13 protein-coding genes are annotated in these 19,351 nt (G+C 59.0%); 8 read left to right on the forward strand and 5 right to left on the reverse strand.

Features of this window, described 5'->3' with window-relative positions; genetic code table 11:
- Positions 1 to 36 precede the first annotated feature (36 nt).
- The 5 genes from ACA052_RS03970 to ACA052_RS03990 form a co-directional block, all read right to left on the reverse strand.
- Positions 37 to 1,413: an OprD family porin gene (locus tag ACA052_RS03970; protein WP_497648492.1), complete on the reverse strand. Its 1,377-nt coding sequence runs from the start codon at positions 1,411 to 1,413 to the stop codon at positions 37 to 39.
- Positions 1,414 to 1,583: 170 nt separating this feature from the next.
- The gene (locus ACA052_RS03975; RefSeq protein ID WP_497648493.1) at positions 1,584 to 3,185 is read right to left on the reverse strand and encodes an ABC transporter substrate-binding protein; all 1,602 of its coding nucleotides are present in this window, start codon (positions 3,183 to 3,185) and stop codon (positions 1,584 to 1,586) included.
- A 307-nt stretch (positions 3,186 to 3,492) separates the two neighbouring features.
- A complete protein-coding gene (locus ACA052_RS03980; protein WP_497648494.1) occupies positions 3,493 to 5,124 on the reverse strand; it encodes an ABC transporter substrate-binding protein in 1,632 nt (543 codons plus the stop codon).
- A gap of 258 nt (positions 5,125 to 5,382) precedes the next feature.
- A complete protein-coding gene (locus tag ACA052_RS03985; RefSeq protein WP_497648495.1) occupies positions 5,383 to 6,984 on the reverse strand; it encodes an ABC transporter substrate-binding protein in 1,602 nt (533 codons plus the stop codon).
- Positions 6,985 to 7,626: 642 nt separating this feature from the next.
- Entirely contained in the window at positions 7,627 to 8,343 is a 717-nt protein-coding gene (locus ACA052_RS03990) for an SIMPL domain-containing protein (protein ID WP_497648496.1), read from the reverse strand.
- Between the two features lie 359 nt (positions 8,344 to 8,702).
- On the opposite strand from ACA052_RS03990, the gene ACA052_RS03995 reads away from it, so the two are divergent.
- The 8 genes from ACA052_RS03995 to garD all read left to right on the forward strand — a co-directional run bounded on the left by ACA052_RS03995 (position 8,703) and on the right by garD (position 19,235).
- Entirely contained in the window at positions 8,703 to 9,965 is a 1,263-nt protein-coding gene (locus ACA052_RS03995; protein ID WP_497648497.1) for an ATP-binding protein, read from the forward strand.
- Positions 9,958 to 10,524 carry a response regulator transcription factor gene (locus ACA052_RS04000; RefSeq protein ID WP_497648498.1) on the forward strand — a complete coding sequence of 189 codons (567 nt, stop codon included), beginning with the start codon at positions 9,958 to 9,960 and terminating at the stop codon, positions 10,522 to 10,524. The genes ACA052_RS03995 and ACA052_RS04000 overlap by 8 nt, the downstream gene beginning before the upstream one ends.
- A gap of 97 nt (positions 10,525 to 10,621) precedes the next feature.
- Positions 10,622 to 12,349, forward strand: a complete 1,728-nt coding sequence (locus ACA052_RS04005) for an ABC transporter ATP-binding protein/permease (protein WP_497648499.1) — start codon at positions 10,622 to 10,624, stop codon at positions 12,347 to 12,349.
- 188 nt (positions 12,350 to 12,537) lie between these two features.
- Positions 12,538 to 13,287: a FadR/GntR family transcriptional regulator gene (locus ACA052_RS04010; protein WP_178129625.1), complete on the forward strand. Its 750-nt coding sequence runs from the start codon at positions 12,538 to 12,540 to the stop codon at positions 13,285 to 13,287.
- Between the two features lie 387 nt (positions 13,288 to 13,674).
- Complete coding sequence (gene kdgD / locus ACA052_RS04015; RefSeq protein ID WP_427636279.1) at positions 13,675 to 14,586, forward strand: 5-dehydro-4-deoxyglucarate dehydratase; 912 nt, start codon at positions 13,675 to 13,677, stop codon at positions 14,584 to 14,586.
- A gap of 60 nt (positions 14,587 to 14,646) precedes the next feature.
- Complete coding sequence (locus ACA052_RS04020) at positions 14,647 to 16,092, forward strand: aldehyde dehydrogenase family protein (RefSeq protein WP_497648500.1); 1,446 nt, start codon at positions 14,647 to 14,649, stop codon at positions 16,090 to 16,092.
- 204 nt (positions 16,093 to 16,296) lie between these two features.
- Complete coding sequence (locus ACA052_RS04025) at positions 16,297 to 17,670, forward strand: MFS transporter (RefSeq protein WP_497648501.1); 1,374 nt, start codon at positions 16,297 to 16,299, stop codon at positions 17,668 to 17,670.
- Positions 17,671 to 17,681: 11 nt separating this feature from the next.
- Positions 17,682 to 19,235, forward strand: a complete 1,554-nt coding sequence (gene garD, locus ACA052_RS04030) for a galactarate dehydratase (protein ID WP_497648502.1) — start codon at positions 17,682 to 17,684, stop codon at positions 19,233 to 19,235.
- The last annotated feature ends 116 nt before the right edge of the window (positions 19,236 to 19,351 follow it).

A 19,351-nucleotide genomic window follows, 5' to 3' on the forward strand; every position in this document is an offset into this window, starting at 1 on the left:
GCCGACTCGTCATGAGTCAGCCGTCGGTTGGCGTTTTTACAAGATTTTAAACGGGATTGTGGTCACGAGACGGAACTCGTTGATGTTGCCATCAGCCTGGAATTCGCTGGCGCGGTGCGTGGTGTAGGTCGCGCGAACAGTGGTGGCCTTGAGCGGGCCAGTCTGCACGGCGTACGAAGTACCGATGCCGTACTCGTAATGGTGTTCGCCGTCCATTTTGTTCACGTCGTAGGCAGTGCCGGTGTAGTGAGTACCGTCGATGCCCCAGCCGCGAGCCTGGTAGATGTTGAACTTCAGGCCAGGCACGCCGTATTCGGCCATGTTCAGACCGTAGGCGATCTGGAAGGACTTCTCGTTCGGGCCGTTGAAGTCGGACAGCAGGGAGTTGGCCAGGTAGATGCCGTTGGTTTCGTGCAGGTAGTCGAAGTACTCGTTACCGTTCACTTCCTGATAGGAGAAGGTCAGGCTGTGAGCCTGGTGAGTCAGGCCGAACGACAGGGAGTAGGTGTCGTTGTCGATATCACCCATCAACTTTTTGCCTTCGTCGACGGTTTTGTAGTAGTTCAGGCCGGTCGTCAGGCTCAGGACCGAGCTGTCGCCCAGTTCGTGAGTGGCGCCGAAGTAGTACTGGTTCCAAAAGTCTTCCACGTTGGTGGCGTACAAGCTGGTTTTCAGGCTTTTCAGCGGCTGATAGTTCAGGCCTGCGGTATTTACGTGGTCGGTTTCGGCGCTGTTGTTGGTGTATTCGGAGCGGAACTTCGACAGGCTTTGCTCGGTACGCGGCGATACGCGGTCGAAGGTGCCGAGGTCGAACGACAGGTTGTCGAACTCTTCGCTGTGGATGGCCACACCTTCAAAGCTCGAAGGCAAAGGACGGTTGCCGATGACGTCGACGATAGGGCTGCTGAAGTTCATGCGGCCGGCGGTCAGGGTGGTGTTGGAAACACGTGCCTTGACGTTGGCCAGACCCAGTTTGCTCCACTGATCCACGGCATTACCGTCGGAGTGAGCCAGGGTGCGGTTGGAGCCGCCCTTGATGTCTTCACGGCTACGGTCCAGTGCAACGGCGTTGTAAGCAGCGACTTCGGTGCTGAAACCCACGGTGCCTTGGGTGAAGCCCGAGGTGTAGTTCAGGATGGTGCCCTGAACCCAGTTTATACGACGGGAGCCCGTCAGCTCTTGGCCGTGGCGTTCGTACGTGTACGTACCGCCGCGCTGTTTGTCTTCGTTGGCGTACCAGTTACGGGTAGTGCCCGACAGACTCTGGCCTTCGACGAAGCCTGTGGCTTCCGATTGGGAGTTGGTGCTTGCCAACTGGGTCGGAACGAAAGCCTGGCTCTGGGTTTCTGCGTAAGCCGTGGCGGTGATGCTGCTGATGGCCAAAGCCAATAACGCAGTGCTGCTCAGTTTCATGGGTGAAGCTCCTTTCTTTCTTTTTTTTATGCCGGTCTTTTTTTGTGATCCGGCTATTGGTTTAGAACTCATTCAGGCATCGCAAACGTTTGCTATAAGCCGAATGGGCGAATTACGGCAATACGCTTGCGTGAGGGCGGAATCCGCCCCCAGGGTTCTTGGCTAATCGGTTATTTTTCTATGCTGACGCCCGAGAACACGTTGCGACCGAAAGGGCTCACCTTGAACCCCTCGATTTTGGCGCTCAACGGCTGGTTAACCGTCGAGTGGGCGACGGGCGTAATCGGCACCTGCTGCTTGAGGTACTGTTGCGCCTGTTTGTAAAGCACGGTGCGCTGGTCTCGGTCGGTGACGACTTTGGCCTGCTTGATCAGCTTGTCGTAAGCCGGATCACACCACATGGAGTAGTTGTTGCCGCCAATGGCGTCACAGCTGTAAAGCGTGCCGAGCCAGTTGTCCGGGTCCCCATTATCACCGGTCCAGCCGATCAGGCTGATGTCGTGCTCGCCATTCTTGGTGCGCTTGATGTACTCGCCCCATTCGTAGCTGACGATCTTGACCTTGAGGCCGATCTTCGCCCAGTCAGCCTGGAGCATCTCGGCCATCAACTTGGCGTTGGGGTTGTACGGACGCTGGACCGGCATGGCCCAGAGGGTGATTTCGGTGCCTTCTTTCACGCCGGCAGCCTTGAGCAGTTCCTTGGCTTTTTCCGGGTTGTAGGCGGGGTCTTTAATGGTCTCGTCGTAGGACCATTGGGTCGGCGGCATTGCGTTGACCGCCAGTTGCCCCGCGCCTTGGTAAACGGCGTTGAGAATGCCTTGTTTGTTCACCGCCATGTCCAGCGCCTGGCGTACTTCGAGCTGGTCGAACGGTTTGTGGCGCACGTTGTAGGCGATGTAGCCGAGGTTGAAACCGGGCTTCTCGATGAGCTTGAGTGCCGGGTCGTTCTTCAGCGCGGTCACGTCGGCAGGGCGCGGATGCAGGGTGATCTGGCACTCGCCGGCCTTGAGCTTTTGCACCCGCACCGACGCATCGGTGTTGATGGCGAAAATCAGGTTCTCGAGCTTGACCCGGCTGGGGTCCCAGTACTGCTTGTTGCCGGTGTAACGGATGTTGGAATCTTTCTGATAACTCTTGAACACGAACGGGCCAGTGCCGATCGGCTTCTGGTTGATGTCGCTCGGTTTGCCCTCGGCCAGCAGTTTGTCGGCGTATTCGGCGGACAGAATCGCGGCGAAGCTCATGGCGATGTTCTGGATGAACGCGGCGTCTACGTTGTTGAGCGTGATCACCACGGTCAGCGGCCCGGTCTTTTCGACCTTGGCGATGTTCTTGTTCAGGCTCATCCCGTTGAAATACGGGAACTCGGTCGGATAAGCCTTACGGAAAGGTTGCTGTGGATCCAGCATGCGATTAAACGTGAACAGCACGTCATCGGCGTTGAAATCACGGGTCGGCGTGAAGTATTGGGTGGTGTGGAATTTCACCCCTTCGCGCAGGTGAAAGGTGTACTTGAGACCGTCCTCGGAAATATCCCAGCTTGTTGCGAGGCCTGGTACGACGTTGGTGGCGCCTTTTTCAAACTCTGCCAAACGGTTGTACAGCGGCTCGGCGGCGTCGTTATCGGTCGCGGTCGTGTACTGCGCGGTGTCGAAGCCAGCAGGGCTGCCTTCGGAGCAGAACACCAGGCTGTTATTGGCGGCCTGGCTGATGGAAGTGGCGGCCAGCAGGCCGGTGCCCAACAATGCGGATAAAACCAAGGTATGGCGCATGACGCTCCCTTTTCTCGTTCTCAAGTGTTTTTCAATGCGCCGCCATCTCGTCCGGGGACGAGGAGGGGGCATTGATCTCAAACCATTGCGTGCAGCAAAACCGAGGACCCACGCATGAACTGGTCAGATCCCGACGGTATGAGCCACGGGGCCGGCAGTAAATACGTAGAGTCCTAAAGACTCGTAGGAAATGGCAACGCGTCCTAACCCTCTGCTGTAAGACGCAGTGGATTTGGATGTAGGTGGATTCCTACTTTCTCGGTAGATAAAGCAACGGCGACGTCAAGGACGTCGCCGTTGCAGCACCTTACTTGCTGTCGCTGACGCTAACACCGTAGAAGGAGTTCAAGCCAAACGGGCTGATCTTGAAGTCCTGCACGTTGTTGCGCATAGGTTGGAACACCGTCGAGTGAGCGATAGGTGTCATTGGAACAGCATCTTTGAGGACGTGTTGCGCCTGCTTGTACAGTTCGGTGCGCTTGGCCTGGTCGGTCGTGCGCTTGGCTTCTTTAACGATGCCGTCGAACTTCTTGTCGCACCACTTGGAGAAGTTGTTGCCTTGCAGCGAATCACAGCCGAACAGCACGTTCAGCCAGTTGTCCGGGTCACCATTGTCGCCGCTCCAGCCAATCAGCATTGCCTGGTTCTCGCCGCCTTTGGAGCGCTTGATGTACTCGCCCCATTCGTAGCTGACAATCTTGACCTTGAGACCGATCTTGGCCCAGTCGGACTGCAACATTTCGGCCATCAACTTGGCGTTCGGGTTGTACGGACGCTGTACCGGCATCGCCCACAGAACGATTTCGGTGCCTTCCTTGACGCCGGCTTCCTTGAGCAGCTCCTTGGCTTTCTCAGGATCGTACTTGGCGTCCTTGATGGTGGTGTCATAAGACCATTGGGTTGGCGGCATGGCGTTGACGGCCAGTTGACCTGCACCCTGGTAAACCGAGTCGATGATTTGCTGTTTGTTGACGGCCATGTCCAGTGCCTGACGCACTTTCAGTTGGGCCAACGGGTTTGCCTCGGTGCTGCCCTTGACCTTGTCCATCACGTTGTAGGCGATGTAACCCAGGTTGAAACCAGCCTGGTCAGGCACTTTCAGGGTCTTGTCTTCTTTCAGCGCCTTCAGGTCGGCCGGACGCGGGAACAGAGTGATCTGGCACTCGTTCTTCTTCAGCTTCTGGATGCGTACCGACGGGTCGGTGGTGATGGCGAAGATCAGGTTGTCGATCTTGACGTCGTCAGGCTTCCAGTAGTCCTTGTTCCCGGTGTAGCGGATGTTGGAGTCTTTCTGGTAGCTCTTGAACACGAACGGGCCAGTGCCGACCGGCTTCTGGTTGATGTCGGCGGCTTTGCCTTCCTTGAGCAGCTGGGCAGCGTACTCGGCAGACTGGACCGAAGCGAAACTCATGGCCATGTTCTGGATGAACGCGGCATCAACTTCTTTAAGCGTGAACTTGACGGTGTGCTCGTCGACTTTATCGATCTTGGTGATGTTGGTGTCCATCCCCATGTCGGTGAAGTACGGGAATTCGGTCGGGTACGCCTTACGGAACGGATCATCCTTGTTAATCATGCGATTAAAGGTGAACAGCACGTCGTCGGCGTTGAACTCACGCGTCGGCTTGAAGTACGAGGTCGTGTGGAACTTGACGCCGTCGCGCAGGTGGAAGGTGTACGTCAGGCCGTCCGGGGAAATGTCCCAGCTGGTCGCCAGGCCAGGAATCACGGCGGTGCCGCCGCGCTCGAACTGGGTCAGGCGGTTGAACATGGTTTCTGCAGAGGCGTCGAAGTCGGTTCCGGTGGTGTACTGACCTGGATCAAAACCGGCCGGGCTCCCTTCGGAGCAGAACACCAGGTTAGTCGCGGCTTGGGCGAAGGGTGCGCTAGCTAACAAGCCTGCGCTGACTAATAACGGAATGACCGCGTGTTTAAGCATGTTGGCCTCATGATTTGTTGTCATTTTTGGAATTATAGGACGACCTCGTGAGTCGACCTGCGGATACTTATGCAGGGGCCATACCCATTGCAAGATCCAGAGCGACCACAAGTCTTAAACAGTAGTACGAACGTACCTTAATGTCGCATATGTATAAATTGTCGCGCATTTGACCGTTTGCGCGCGCTTTTTTCGGTGCAGACGCCGCACTGGGAAGGGGCAACCGGGGCGTTTGGCGCACCCGGTTGGAGCGCGGTGTTACTTATTTATACTCACACCGTAGAAAGGGGTGAGGCCGAAGGGACTGATCTTGAAGTCGGTGACTTCCTTGCGCAAAGGCTGGAACACCGTCGAGTTCGCAATCGGGGTGATAGGCACCTGTTGTTTAAGGATTTTTTGCGCTTGCTGGTAAAGTTTGACCCGCTCCTCACGGTCGGTCGACACTTTGGCTTGCTGCACCAGTTTGTCGTAGGCCGGGTCGCACCACTTGGCGTAGTTGCTGCCTTTCACCGCGGCGCAGCTATAGAGCACGCCGAGCCAATTGTCCGGATCCCCGTTGTCCCCGGTCCAGCCGTAGATCATCGCGTCGTGTTCACCGTTCTTGGCGCGCTTGATGTACTCGCCCCATTCATAGCTGACGATGTTGGCCTTGATCCCGACTTTCTCCCAATCCTGCTGGATCATCTGCGCCGACATTCGTGCGTTGGGGTTCGACGCACGCTGCACGGTCATGGCCCACAAATTAATAGTGGTACCCGGTGCAACCCCTGCTTCTTTCAATAGCGCCTTGGCTTTGGTCGGGTCATGCGGCGCGTCCTTGATGTTCGGGTCAAACGACCATTGCGCGGGCGGCAGGGCGTTTTGCGCCAGTTGCCCGGCGCTCTGGTAGACGGCCTTGATGATCGCCGGTTTGTCGATGGCCATGTCCAGGGCCTGGCGGACCTTGAGCTGATCCAGCGGCGGGTGGGTCACGTTGTAGGCCAGGAAGCCGAGGTTGAAACCGGCTTGCTTGAGCACGCGCAGGTTCGGGTCTTTTTCCATGATTTCGATGTCTGCCGGGCGCGGGTAGCCGCTGACCTGGCATTCGCCGGCCTTGAGTCTCTGTAAGCGGACGGCGGCGTCCGGGGTGATCGAGAAGATCAGGGTGTCGAGTTTCACGTCCTCGGGTTTCCAGTAGGCCTTGTTACCGGCGTAGCGGATTTGCGAGTCCTTCTGATAGCGCTTGAACACGAACGGCCCGGTGCCCACGGGTTTCTGGTTGATGTCGGCGGCTTTGCCTTCTTTCAACAACTGCGCGCCGTATTCGGCGGACTGCACCGAGGCGAAGCTCATGGCGAGATTCTGCACGAAGGCGGCATCAATGTTGTTCAGGCTGAAGCGCACGGTATGGTCGTCGATTTTGTCGACGCTCTTGATCGTTTTGTTCAGGTCCATGTCGGTGAAGTACGGCGACTCGGCGGGGTAGGCCTTGCGGAAGGCATTTTCCGGGTCGAGCAGGCGATTGAAGGTGAACAGTACGTCGTCGGTGTCGAAATCGCGGGTCGGGGTGAAGTAATCGGTGGTGTGGAATTTCACGCCTTCGCGCAGGTGGAAGGTGTAGCTGAGACCGTCCTGGCTGACGTCCCAACTCGTTGCCAGGCCGGGCTCGACTTCGGTGCCGCCGCGTTTGAATTGGGTGAGGCGATTGAATACGGTTTCGGCCGAGGCGTCGAAGTCGGTGCCGCTGGTGTACTGGCTGGGGTCGAATCCGGCGGGGCTGGCTTCGGAGCAGTAGACCAAGGTTGTGGCCGCTTGGGCGATTGGGGCGCAGGTGGTAAGGGCGAGGGCGAGCAGAAGCGGTTTGACGGTGGTTCTTTCCATGGAGTCCCCGGGGGCTTGTGCGGCGGTATTTTCCTCAGAGTAGCGTTGTTGGCAGGATTCGCGGAAATACCTGTTTTAGAGGTGTACCCCTCTGTTCAGATATACGACTTGTCCCCTGTAGGAGCTGCCGAAGGGTGCGATCTTTCGATCTTGGCGGCCTTAAAGCCGACCATTCTCTTGTCAGGTGTACATATCCATTGCTGCGGTAACGGCTACTCAAGGTTCCGCCCTGACGGCGGGTCACTTGGAAGAGCCCCAAGTAACCAAGGGCTCTTACCCCTTTCGTTCGGTGCCTCGCTCCGGTCCTGCTCCGTGGGGGCGGTGCGTCAAGATCAAAAGCTACAGGCGAGCTAACGCTCGGCCTTGAGTGTTGAAGATCAAAAGCTGTATGCCGATCTGCTGTTTGTGGAGCTAGCCTGCTCGCGAAGGCGGCCTGACAGCCGACCAATCTTTGATGGGGTCGACGCAATCCCCTGTAGGAGCTGCCGAAGGCTGCGATCTTTTGACCTTGATCTTCAGCGATCTTACAGACGCCAAAAGATCGCAGCCTGCGGCAGCTCCTACAGTGTGGCGATTTCGTGGGGGCAATGAAAAACGGCGATCACGTTGGTGGTCGCCGTTTTTGTGTACGGGATTATCGAATCAAGGCATCAACACTTCAATCGCGCCATCTGCGGTCATGCTGACCTGGCTGGTGCCTGCTTCAACTTCCGGGGTCACTGGTGCTGCATCCATGCTGGCCGCTTTCATCATCATCGGCCCGCGCATGTACGGTTGTGGATAACCGTTGCTGTTGAGGTTCAGGTTGACGATTTTGTAACCCTTGCCGCCCAAAGCGTCGGCCGCCAGTTGTGCGCGGGCCTTGAAGGCGGTGACGGCGTCTTTGAGCAAGGCGTCTTCGCTGGCCTTGCGGGTTGGCGTGGCGATGGCGAAGTCCATGCCGCCCATTTTCAGGTCGGTGAGCAGTTCGCCGGTCAGTTTCGACAGCGCGGCGAAGTCGGAGCTTTCCAGGCGCAATTCGGCGCGTTCACGCCAGCCGGTGATTTTCTGGCCCTTGGTGTCGTAGATCGGGTAGCTGTTGCGGCTGCCCTGGCGCAGGGTGATGTCCTTGACTTGCTTGGCCTGGGCCAGCGCTTTGTTCATGGTGGTGCTGACATCGGCGGCGAGCTTGGCCGGGTCGGTGTTTTGTTCTTCGGTGTAGAGGGTCACGATCATCAGGTCGCGGGCGACTTCCTGACTGACTTCGGCACGCAGGGATATCTGGTTGTAGTGAAGCTCGTCGGCGGCCAGGGCCGGAAGGCTGGCGACGGTGCCAGCGCTGAGGGCGAGGAGGGCGGCGCTGCGGCGGAAAGTGTGCATGAAAACTCCTTGGACGATGCGCAGGGGTTAGGTCCGAGCCTGCGTGAAACCATCAGACTCTAGCTTTAATGATCCGGTTCGCACAGTTACAACTTCTATACAGATCGATCGTCCTATGTAGCAGCTGCCGAAGGCTGCGTTCGAGCGCGAAGCGGTCGCAATTGGGTTGACTTGTTTTACCTGAAACAATGTGGGCTCAGGTTTTACGACCGCTTCGCGCTCGAACGCAGCCTTCGCCAGCTGCTACAGGGGATGTGTGATGGTCAATAGGCTGTGGTCGTTTGCCGCACTTTCGCTTCTGACGCCGTGGCTTGGTTATACTCCGTGCGATCCGCCTGGAGCGCTCATCAGGAGAGCTCATGCTCGCCGCCGTTCAAATCACTTCCGCGACTCGCCAGAACCTCTGGCGGCTGACGTTCATCCGCACCTTGGTGCTGGCGGCCCAGGCCGGGTCCGTGGGCCTGGCCTACTGGCTCGATTTGCTGCCGCTGCCGTGGTTTCAACTGGCCGCGACCCTCGGTTGCTCGATGTTGCTGTGCGCGTTCACTGCGATACGCCTGCGCACAACATGGCCGGTCACCGAGCTTGAATACGCCGTGCAACTGGCCTGCGACCTGTTTATCCACAGTGCCTTGCTGTACTTCTCCGGTGGTTCGACCAACCCGTTCGTCTCTTATTACCTGGTGCCGCTGACCATCGCCGCCGTGACGCTGCCATGGCGTTATTCGGTGATTCTGTCTGGCATCGCGTTGACGATGTACACCTTGCTGCTGGCGCGCTTCTATCCGTTGCAAACCTTCCCGATCGCTCGGGAAAACCTGCAGGTCTACGGCATGTGGCTGAGTTTCGCCCTGGCCGCAGCGGTGATCACTTTTTTTGCTGCGCGCATGGCCGAAGAACTGCGGCGTCAGGAAGAGTTGCGCGCCATCCGTCGCGAAGAAGGCCTGCGCGATCAGCAGTTGCTGGCGGTTGCCACTCAGGCCGCGGGCGCTGCGCATGAACTGGGTACGCCGCTGGCGACCATGAGCGTGTTGCTCAAGGAAATGCGTCAGGACCATCCCGACCCGCTGTTGCAGGACGACCTGAGCGTGTTGCAGGATCAAGTCAAACTCTGCAAAGAGACCCTGCAACAGCTTGTTCGGGCGGCGGAGGCCAACCGTCGTCTGGCGGTGGAAATGCAGGACGTCACCGACTGGCTCGACGAAGCGCTGAACCGTTGGCACCTGATGCGCCCGGAGGCCAGCTATCGCTTCCAGCGATTGGGCCAGGGCACGGTGCCGCGCATGGCACCGCCGCCGGACTTGACCCAGGCGCTGCTGAATTTGCTCAACAACGCCGCCGACGCGTGCCCCGAAGGGCTGCAAGTGACGCTGGACTGGAATACCGAAGATCTGACCATCAGCATTCGCGACCACGGCGCCGGTGTGCCGCTGGCCATCGCCGAACAAATCGGCAAACCGTTTTTTACCACCAAGGGCAAAGGTTTCGGCCTGGGCCTGTTTTTGAGCAAGGCCAGCGTGACACGCGCCGGCGGCTCAGTGAAACTCTACAGTCATGAGGAAGGCGGTACGCTCACCGAGCTGCGCCTGCCCCGTGTCGCCCGAGGAGACGAACATGAGTGACGAGATCCAAGTCGAAGGCGAAGGCGAAGAACTTCCGCATTTGCTGCTGGTAGACGACGACGCAACCTTCACCCGCGTCATGGCGCGCGCCATGGCCCGCCGTGGTTTCCGTGTCAGCACCGCCGGCTCCGCCGAAGAAGGCCTGACCATCGCTCAATCCGACCTGCCGGATTACGCCGCGCTGGACCTGAAGATGGACGGCGACTCCGGCCTGGTGCTGTTGCCCAAGCTACTGGAGCTGGACCCGGAAATGCGCGTGGTGATCCTCACCGGCTATTCGAGCATTGCGACCGCCGTCGAGGCGATCAAGCGCGGCGCCTGCAATTACCTGTGCAAACCGGCGGACGCCGATGACGTGCTGGCCGCGTTGCTTTCCGAACACGCCGACCTCGACACGCTGGTGCCGGAAAACCCGATGTCGGTCGACCGCTTGCAATGGGAGCATATCCAGCGGGTGTTGACCGAACACGAAGGCAACATCTCTGCCACGGCCCGCGCCTTGGGCATGCACCGCCGCACGCTGCAGCGCAAACTGCAGAAGCGCCCGGTTCGTCGCTGAACCTGCGCTGAACGAATGCCGGCCGCTCCTCGCGACAAACCGAACCGATCATCTATGATCGGTTCGTGCGTTTTCTTTTCTTTATCGAGCCTTATCCATGAACCAGAACGCTGAATATTCCGCGGTCAACGATGCGGTGCGCGGGCAGTTTTTTCGCAAAGTCTGGGCGATGATCACGCCTTACTGGCGCAGTGAAGAGCGGGTCAAGGCCTGGACGCTGCTGATCGCGGTGATTGCGTTGTCGCTGATCAGCGTAGGGATCTCGGTGTGGTTCAACACCTGGTACAAGGATTTCTACAACGCCCTGCAAAAGAAGGACGAAGCGGCGTTCTGGCAACTGATTCTGTATTTCTGCGCGATTGCGGCGGTGGCGATTGTCGGCGCGGTGTACCGGCTCTACCTGACCCAGATGCTGACCATCCGCTGGCGGGCCTGGCTCACCGAAAAGCATTTCGCCCGCTGGCTCGGCGACAAGAATTACTACCAGCTGGAGCAGGGCGGTTACACCGATAACCCGGACCAGCGGATTTCCGAAGACCTCAACAACTTCACCTCCGACACCTTGAGTCTGGGCATCGGCTTGCTGCGCAATGTCGTCAGCCTTGTGTCGTTCTCGATCATTCTGTGGGGGGTGTCGGGCAGCGTCGAAGTGTTCGGTGTGACCATTCCCGGCTACATGTTCTGGTGCGTACTGGTTTATGCGGTGGTGGGGAGCTGGCTGACGCATATGATCGGTCGTCGCCTGATCGGCCTGAACAACCGGCAACAACGCTTCGAAGCCGACCTGCGTTTTTCCATGATGCGGGTTCGCGAAAATGCCGAAAGCATTGCGTTGTACAACGGCGAGAGCAATGAGAATCGCCGCTTGAGCAATCGTTTCTCAATGGTCTGGCATAACTTTTGGGACATCATGAAGGTGTCCAAGCGCCTGACCTTCTTTACCTCCGGTTACGAACAGGCTGCGGTCATCTTCCCCTTCATTGTGGCTGCGCCGCGATACCTGGCCGGCAAGATCGAACTGGGCGAGCTGATGCAAATCAGCTCGGCATTCGGCAATGTCCAGGACAGTTTCAGCTGGTTCATCACCGCGTACCAGAACCTCGCCTCATGGCGCGCCACCTGCGATCGTCTGCTCAGCTTCCGTCAGGCGATGACGGATAACGAAGAACGCCCGCCTGCCATCGACGTGCAGAATCAAGGCTCGGAACTGAAAATTCACAACCTGGGCCTCGACCTGGCCGATGGTCGCCATCTGCTGACCAACGCCGACATGACCGTGGAGGAAGGCGAGCGCGTCATGCTCAGCGGCCGTTCCGGCAGCGGCAAGTCGACCTTGCTGCGGGCGATGGGGCATTTGTGGCCGGCGGGGCACGGCAGCATTCGCCTGCCGGCGGCGCGTTACCTGTTCCTGCCGCAAAAGCCGTATCTGCCGATTGGCACCTTGCGGGAAGCACTGAGTTATCCACAGGCTGGCGGAACGTATCCGCATGAGCGTTACGTTCATGTGCTGGAAACCTGCCGATTGCCGCACCTTGTTGCCCGTCTCGATGAAGCCAATCACTGGCAGCGGATGTTGTCGCCGGGCGAGCAGCAACGTTTGGCTTTCGCTCGTGCGCTGCTGTACGCACCGCAATGGCTGTACATGGACGAAGCGACCTCGGCGATGGACGAAGAGGACGAAGCGTCGCTGTACCAGGCGTTGATCGATGAATTGCCGGGGCTGAGCATCGTCAGCGTCGGGCATCGCAGCAGCCTGAAGCGTTTCCATCCGCGGCATATTCGTATCGACAATGGCCACCTGGTGGACCAAGCCGTGACCGCCTGAACACCGCCGCCCTTGTAGGAGCTGCCGCAGGCTGCGATCTTTTGACGTTGATTTTTCAAGATCAAAAGATCGCAGCCTGCGGCAGCTCCTACAAGGGTTTGAGCGATCAGGCGATGACATCGGTGATCGTACAACCCGCATGAGATATGATGCGATTTCAGCCGAATTTTTCGAGAAAGACGTTCACCATGGAAAACCCGATCGACGCACCTCGCCTCCCTCGCAAGCGCCGCAGCCTCGCACAGGAACTGGTGACGGTGCTGTCCGAGCAGATCCGCGACGGCCACCTCAAGCGCGGCGACAAATTGCCCACCGAGTCGGCGATCATGGATGCCCATGGCGTCAGCCGCACCGTGGTGCGCGAAGCGATTTCCCGTTTGCAGGCGGCTGGGCAGGTGGAAACCCGCCACGGCATCGGCACTTTCGTGCTGGACACGCCGAGCCCGAGCGGTTTCCGAATCGACCCGGCGACCGTGGTGACCCTGCGTGATGTGTTGGCGATTCTGGAACTGCGGATCAGCCTTGAAGTGGAATCCGCCGGCCTTGCCGCACAACGCCGCAGCCCCGAGCAGTTGGCACTGATGCGTGCCGCATTGGACGCGTTGAACGAAAGCGCGGCCCACGCCAGCGATGCGGTAGCCTCCGACTTCCAGTTCCACCTGCAAATCGCGCTGTCGACCGGCAACCGCTACTTCACCGACATCATGACCCACCTGGGCACCAGTATCATTCCGCGCACGCGCCTCAACTCGGCGCGCCTGGCCCATGACGATCAGCAGCACTACATGGGTCGCCTGAGCCGTGAGCACGAAGAGATCTACGACGCGATTGCCCGCCAGGATTCCGATGCGGCGCGGGCGGCGATGCGCTTGCACCTGACCAACAGCCGTGAGCGTTTGCGTCATGCGCATGAAGAAGCTGAGGCGCAACGCGGCTAGGTGGATTGAACCGAGTCGTTTGTTGCCTGACAGATAGCCTTCGCGAGCAAGCCCGCTCCCACATTGGATCTGCGCAAAGTACACATTCTGTGTGCGGCGTAGAGCCAGTGTGGGAGCGGGCTTGCTCGCGAAGGGGCTGTTAGCCACTCGCAAAATCTTCAATTCTGTCTCGCTCTTCCGATAACAATCACCTTGGCCTCACTAGCTCTGCGACGGTACTGACCTGCCTGATCGCTTTCTTTTCTACCCCTATCCCCAAATGAAATTTACACCCCGGCGATGAAATGCAGTTGACGGTTATTATTTAAGTTGTACGATGACCTACAACTCGGCCACAGGCTGAATGCATTTCTCACACAAACGTTGCTACTCCAGGGTGTTCGAATAATGAATCCACAAGAACTGAAGTCCATCCTCTCTTCCGGCCTGCTGTCTTTCCCGGTTACCGATTTCAATGCCCAGGGCGATTTCCATCGCGCTGGCTACATCAAGCGTCTCGAATGGCTGGCCCCATACGGCGCCACGGCGTTGTTCGCCGCGGGCGGCACCGGTGAGTTCTTCTCTCTGGCGGCCAGCGAATATTCGGAAATCATCAAGACTGCCGTGGACACCTGCGAAACCAGCGTGCCGATCCTGGCCGGCGTTGGCGGTTCGACCCGTCAAGCGATCGAATACGCACAGGAAGCCGAGCGTCTGGGCGCCAAAGGCCTGTTGCTGCTGCCGCACTACCTGACCGAAGCCAGCCAGGACGGCGTTGCCGCCCACGTTGAAGCCGTGTGCAAATCGGTAAAAATCGGCGTGGTGGTCTACAACCGTAACGTTTGCCGCCTCACCGCTCCGTTGCTGGAACGTCTGGCCGAGCGCTGCCCGAACCTGATCGGCTACAAGGATGGCCTGGGTGATATCGAGTTGATGGTGTCGATCCGTCGCCGCCTCGGCGATCGCTTCAGCTACCTGGGTGGTTTGCCGACCGCCGAAGTCTACGCAGCAGCCTACAAGGCCCTGGGCGTACCGGTTTACTCGTCGGCGGTGTTCAACTTCATCCCGAAAACCGCGATGGATTTCTACCACGCCATCGCTCGCGAAGATCACGCTACCGTCGGCAAGATCATCGACGACTTCTTCCTGCCATACCTGGACATCCGTAACCGCAAATCCGGTTACGCGGTGAGCATCGTCAAGGCCGGGGCAAAAATTGCCGGCTACGACGCAGGTCCTGTGCGTGCACCGCTGACCGATCTGACTGGCGAAGAGTACGAAATGCTCGCCGCGCTGATCGACAAGCAAGGTGCTCAGTAACACACCCGATTAAACAAGGCCGCTGAGCAATCAGCGGCTTTTTGCGTGAGGAGACTTTCAGTGGCAGATGCAAAGCGTTTTGATAACTACATCAACGGCGAATGGGTTGCAGGCAGTGAATACTGCGCCAACATCAACCCGTCCGAGCTGACCGATACCATCGGTGAATACGCCAAAGCCGATCTGGCTCAGGTCCATGCCGCCATCGACGCCGCGCGCGCAGCGTTCCCGGCCTGGTCGACTTCGGGTATTCAGGCTCGTCACGATTCACTGGATAAAGTCGGTACTGAAATCCTCGCTCGCCGCGAAGAACTCGGCACCTTGCTGGCCCGCGAAGAAGGCAAGACCTTGCCTGAAGCCATCGGCGAAGTGACTCGCGCCGGTAACATCTTCAAGTTCTTCGCCGGTGAAACCCTGCGTCTGTCCGGCGACTACCTGCCGTCCGTGCGTCCGGGTGTAAACGTTGAAGTGACTCGCGAAGCATTGGGCGTCGTTGGCCTGATCACCCCGTGGAACTTCCCGATCGCCATTCCAGCGTGGAAAATCGCCCCGGCCCTGGCCTACGGCAACTGCGTCGTGCTGAAACCGGCCGATCTGGTTCCGGGTTGCGCCTGGGCCCTGGCCGAAATCATCTCCCGCGCAGGCTTCCCGGCCGGCGTGTTCAACCTGGTGATGGGCAGCGGTCGTGTGGTTGGCGATGCGCTGGTGCACAGCCCGAAAGTCGACGGCATCAGCTTCACCGGCTCGGTCGGCGTGGGTCGTCAGATCGCCGTCAGCTGTGTGTCGCGCCAGGCGAAAGTCCAGTTGGAAATGGGCGGCAAGAACCCGCAGATCATTCTCGATGACGCCGACCTGAAACAAGCGGTCGAGCTGTCGGTACAGAGCGCGTTCTACTCCACTGGCCAGCGTTGCACCGCTTCCAGCCGTTTCATCGTCACCGCCGGCATCCACGACCAGTTCGTCGCCGCCGTGGCTGAACGCATGAAGTCGATCAAGGTCGGCCACGCGCTGAAATCCGGCACCGACATCGGTCCGGTGGTTTCCCAGGCTCAGCTTGAACAAGACATGAAGTACATCGACATCGGCCAGTCCGAAGGTGCGCGTCTGGTCAGCGGCGGCGGTCTGGTGACGTGCGATACCGAAGGCTACTACCTCGCGCCAACCCTGTTTGCCGACAGTGAAGCCGCGATGCGCATCAGCCGCGAAGAGATCTTTGGCCCGGTGGCCAACGTCGTTCGCGTCGCCGACTACGAGGCCGCGCTGGCCATGGCCAACGACACCGAATTCGGTTTGTCGGCGGGCATTGCCACCACGTCGCTGAAGTACGCCAACCACTTCAAGCGTCACTCCCAGGCCGGGATGGTGATGGTGAACCTGCCGACGGCAGGCGTGGATTACCACGTTCCGTTCGGTGGGCGTAAAGGTTCGTCCTATGGCTCCCGCGAGCAAGGTCGCTATGCGCAAGAGTTCTACACCGTGGTGAAAACCAGCTACATCGGTTCGTAACCCGCTGCACCCGCGATATCCGGTTTTACCGGATATCGCAAAACCCTGTAGGAGCTGCCGCAGGCTGCGATCTTTTGATCTTGATTTTCGGCGCATTCAAAGGCGCCAAAGATCAAAAGATCGCAGCCTCGTTTCACTCGGCAGCTCCTACAGGGACGCCAAGGATTCACCCCGCATAAAAATAATCAGTGGGAGTACATCTACATGCAAGCGACCAAGCCGACTCACGTCCGCTATTTGATTCTGCTCATGCTGTTCCTGGTGACCACGATCAACTACGCCGACCGTGCCACCATCGCCATCGCGGGCTCCAGCCTGCAAAAAGACCTCGGCATCGACGCGGTCACTCTCGGCTATATCTTCTCTGCATTCGGTTGGGCCTACGTGGCCGGGCAAATTCCCGGTGGCTGGCTGCTGGACCGTTTTGGCTCGAAAAAAGTGTATGCGCTGAGCATTTTCACCTGGTCACTGTTCACCGTGCTCCAGGGCTATGTCGGTGAATTCGGCATGTCCACCGCCATCGTTGCGCTGTTCATGCTGCGCTTCCTGGTGGGCCTGGCCGAAGCGCCATCCTTCCCCGGCAATGCCCGCATCGTGGCGGCCTGGTTCCCCACGGCTGAACGCGGTACAGCGTCTGCGATCTTCAACTCGGCGCAATACTTCGCCACCGTGCTGTTCGCACCGCTGATGGGCTGGATCGTCTACACCTTCGGCTGGCAGCATGTGTTCGTCGTCATGGGCGCTATCGGCGTTGTGTTCTCGCTGATCTGGCTGAAAGTTATCCACAGCCCGCGCCAGCACCCGATGATCAACGAGGCCGAGTTCAAGCACATCGCTGACAACGGCGGTATGGTTGACATGGACCAGGACAAAGGCAAGGACCCGGCCAAACCTGCCGAAGGCCCGAAATGGGACTACGTGCGTCAACTGCTGACCAACCGCATGATGCTCGGCGTCTACCTGAGCCAGTATTGCATCAACGCCATCACCTACTTCTTCCTCACCTGGTTCCCGGTGTACCTGGTGCAGGAACGCGGCATGACCATCCTCAAGGCCGGTTTCATTGCCTCGTTGCCGGCCATCTGCGGCTTTATCGGTGGTGTACTCGGCGGCGTGATTTCCGACTATCTGCTGCGCAAGGGCCATTCCCTGACCTTCGCCCGCAAGGCGCCGATCATTGCCGGTTTGCTGGTTTCGAGCAGCATCGTGGCGTGTAACTACGTGGATATCGAATGGATGGTCGTTGGCTTCATGGCCCTGGCGTTCTTCGGTAAAGGCGTGGGCGCACTGGGCTGGGCGGTTGTCTCGGACACTTCGCCGAAGCAGATTGCCGGTTTGAGTGGCGGCCTGTTCAACATGTTCGGCAACATTGCGTCGATCACCACCCCGATCGTCATCGGTTACATCATCAGCTCCACCGGCTCGTTCAAATGGGCACTGGTGTTTGTCGGTTGCAACGCACTGGTCGCAGTGTTCAGCTACTTGGTAATCGTCGGTCCGATCAAACGTGTGGTCCTTAAAGAGCCGCCCGTCAGCGGTCCTGAAACAAACAACAAATTGTCACAAGCGCATTCCTGAGGAGCGGCGTCATGCAGTTGATTGAACATTCCGACTCGCCGCGCTACATCCGCCTGCACGAGCGGGACAACGTAGTGATCGTGGTCAATGACCAGGGCGTGCCTGCCGGCACCGAGTTTCCCGATGGGCTGGTCACCGTGGACTTCGTGCCACAGAGCCACAAGGTCACCCTGGAAGACATTCCCGAGGGTGGCCAGGTGATTCGTTACGGCCAGACCATTGGCTATGCCTTGCAGCCGATTCCGCGCGGCAGCTGGGTCAAGGAAGATCAACTGCGCATGCCCACCGCGCCACCGCTGGACAGTTTGCCGCTGTCCACCGAAGTGCCGGCGGCGCAGGCACCGCTGGAAGGTTTTACGTTCGAGGGGTATCGCAACGCCGACGGCACCGTCGGTACGCGCAACATTCTCGGGATTACCACGACGGTTCAGTGCGTCACCGGCGTGCTCGATCACGCGGTCAAGCGCATCAAGGACGAGTTGCTACCCAAGTATCCGCACGTCGATGACGTGGTCGCGCTGACCCACAGTTATGGGTGTGGCGTGGCGATTACTGCCGCCGACGCGTACATCCCGATCCGTACCGTGCGCAACCTGGCGCGCAACCCGAACCTGGGTGGCGAAGCGCTGGTGATCAGCCTGGGTTGCGAGAAATTGCAGGCCGGGCAGGTGATGCATGAGAACGACAGCTCCGTCGATCTGAGCGACCCATGGTTGTACCGCTTGCAGGACTCGAGTCACGGTTTCACCGAGATGATCGAGCAGATCATGGCGCTGGCCGAGACCCGTTTGAAGAAGCTCGATCAGCGTCGCCGGGAAACCGTGCCGGCGTCCGAGCTGATCCTCGGCATGCAGTGTGGCGGCAGCGATGCGTTCTCCGGTATCACCGCCAACCCGGCCCTGGGTTTTGCTTCTGACCTGTTGCTGCGGGCGGGTGCGACGGTGATGTTTTCCGAAGTCACCGAAGTGCGCGATGCGATTTACCTGCTGACTTCCCGTGCCGAGACTGAGGAAGTGGCTCAGGAACTGGTGCGCGAAATGGACTGGTACGACCGTTACCTGGCCAAGGGCGAAGCGGATCGCAGCGCCAACACCACGCCGGGCAACAAGAAGGGCGGGCTGTCGAACATTGTCGAGAAGTCCCTGGGATCGATCGTCAAATCCGGCAGCAGCGCGATCAACGGGGTGCTTGGCCCTGGTGAACGCTTCAAGCGCAAAGGCCTGATTTTCTGCGCGACCCCAGCCAGTGACTTTGTCTGCGGGACGTTGCAGTTGGCGGCGGGGATGAACCTGCACGTGTTCACCACCGGGCGCGGCACGCCTTACGGCTTGGCGATGGCGCCGGTGGTGAAGGTGTCGACCCGGACTGAACTGGCGCAACGCTGGCCGGATCTGATCGACATCGATGCCGGGCGGATCGCGACCGGGCGGGCGTCGATCGAGGATCTGGGTTGGGAGTTGTTCCACTACTACCTGGACGTGGCCAGCGGCAAGAAGCAGACGTGGGCCGAGCAGCACAAGCTGCATAACGACATTACCCTGTTCAACCCGGCGCCGATCACGTAAGACCGCGTTATCGTTCTTCGCGGGCAAGCCTCGCTCCTACAGGAAAGAGTCGTACGTATTGTCCGCGAACGACATAAAACTGTAGGAGCGAGGCTTGCCCGCGAAGGCGTTCTCCC

Source organism: Pseudomonas sp. LBUM1644, assembly GCF_059716195.1.

Bases quoted from the DNA above. Each gene is read 5' to 3' on its own strand.
- ACA052_RS03995 (WP_497648497.1), top strand. From the start codon at position 8,703: ATGCTCGCCGCCGTTCAAATCACTTCCGCGACTCGCCAGAACCTCTGG.
- ACA052_RS04025 (WP_497648501.1), top strand. From the start codon at position 16,297: ATGCAAGCGACCAAGCCGACTCACGTCCGCTATTTGATTCTGCTCATG.
- ACA052_RS03970 (WP_497648492.1), bottom strand. From the start codon at position 1,413: ATGAAACTGAGCAGCACTGCGTTATTGGCTTTGGCCATCAGCAGCATC.
- ACA052_RS04010 (WP_178129625.1), top strand. From the start codon at position 12,538: ATGGAAAACCCGATCGACGCACCTCGCCTCCCTCGCAAGCGCCGCAGC.
- kdgD (WP_427636279.1), top strand. From the start codon at position 13,675: ATGAATCCACAAGAACTGAAGTCCATCCTCTCTTCCGGCCTGCTGTCT.
- ACA052_RS03980 (WP_497648494.1), bottom strand. From the start codon at position 5,124: ATGCTTAAACACGCGGTCATTCCGTTATTAGTCAGCGCAGGCTTGTTA.
- ACA052_RS04005 (WP_497648499.1), top strand. From the start codon at position 10,622: ATGAACCAGAACGCTGAATATTCCGCGGTCAACGATGCGGTGCGCGGG.
- garD (WP_497648502.1), top strand. From the start codon at position 17,682: ATGCAGTTGATTGAACATTCCGACTCGCCGCGCTACATCCGCCTGCAC.
- ACA052_RS03990 (WP_497648496.1), bottom strand. From the start codon at position 8,343: ATGCACACTTTCCGCCGCAGCGCCGCCCTCCTCGCCCTCAGCGCTGGC.
- ACA052_RS04000 (WP_497648498.1), top strand. From the start codon at position 9,958: ATGAGTGACGAGATCCAAGTCGAAGGCGAAGGCGAAGAACTTCCGCAT.
- ACA052_RS03975 (WP_497648493.1), bottom strand. From the start codon at position 3,185: ATGCGCCATACCTTGGTTTTATCCGCATTGTTGGGCACCGGCCTGCTG.
- ACA052_RS03985 (WP_497648495.1), bottom strand. From the start codon at position 6,984: ATGGAAAGAACCACCGTCAAACCGCTTCTGCTCGCCCTCGCCCTTACC.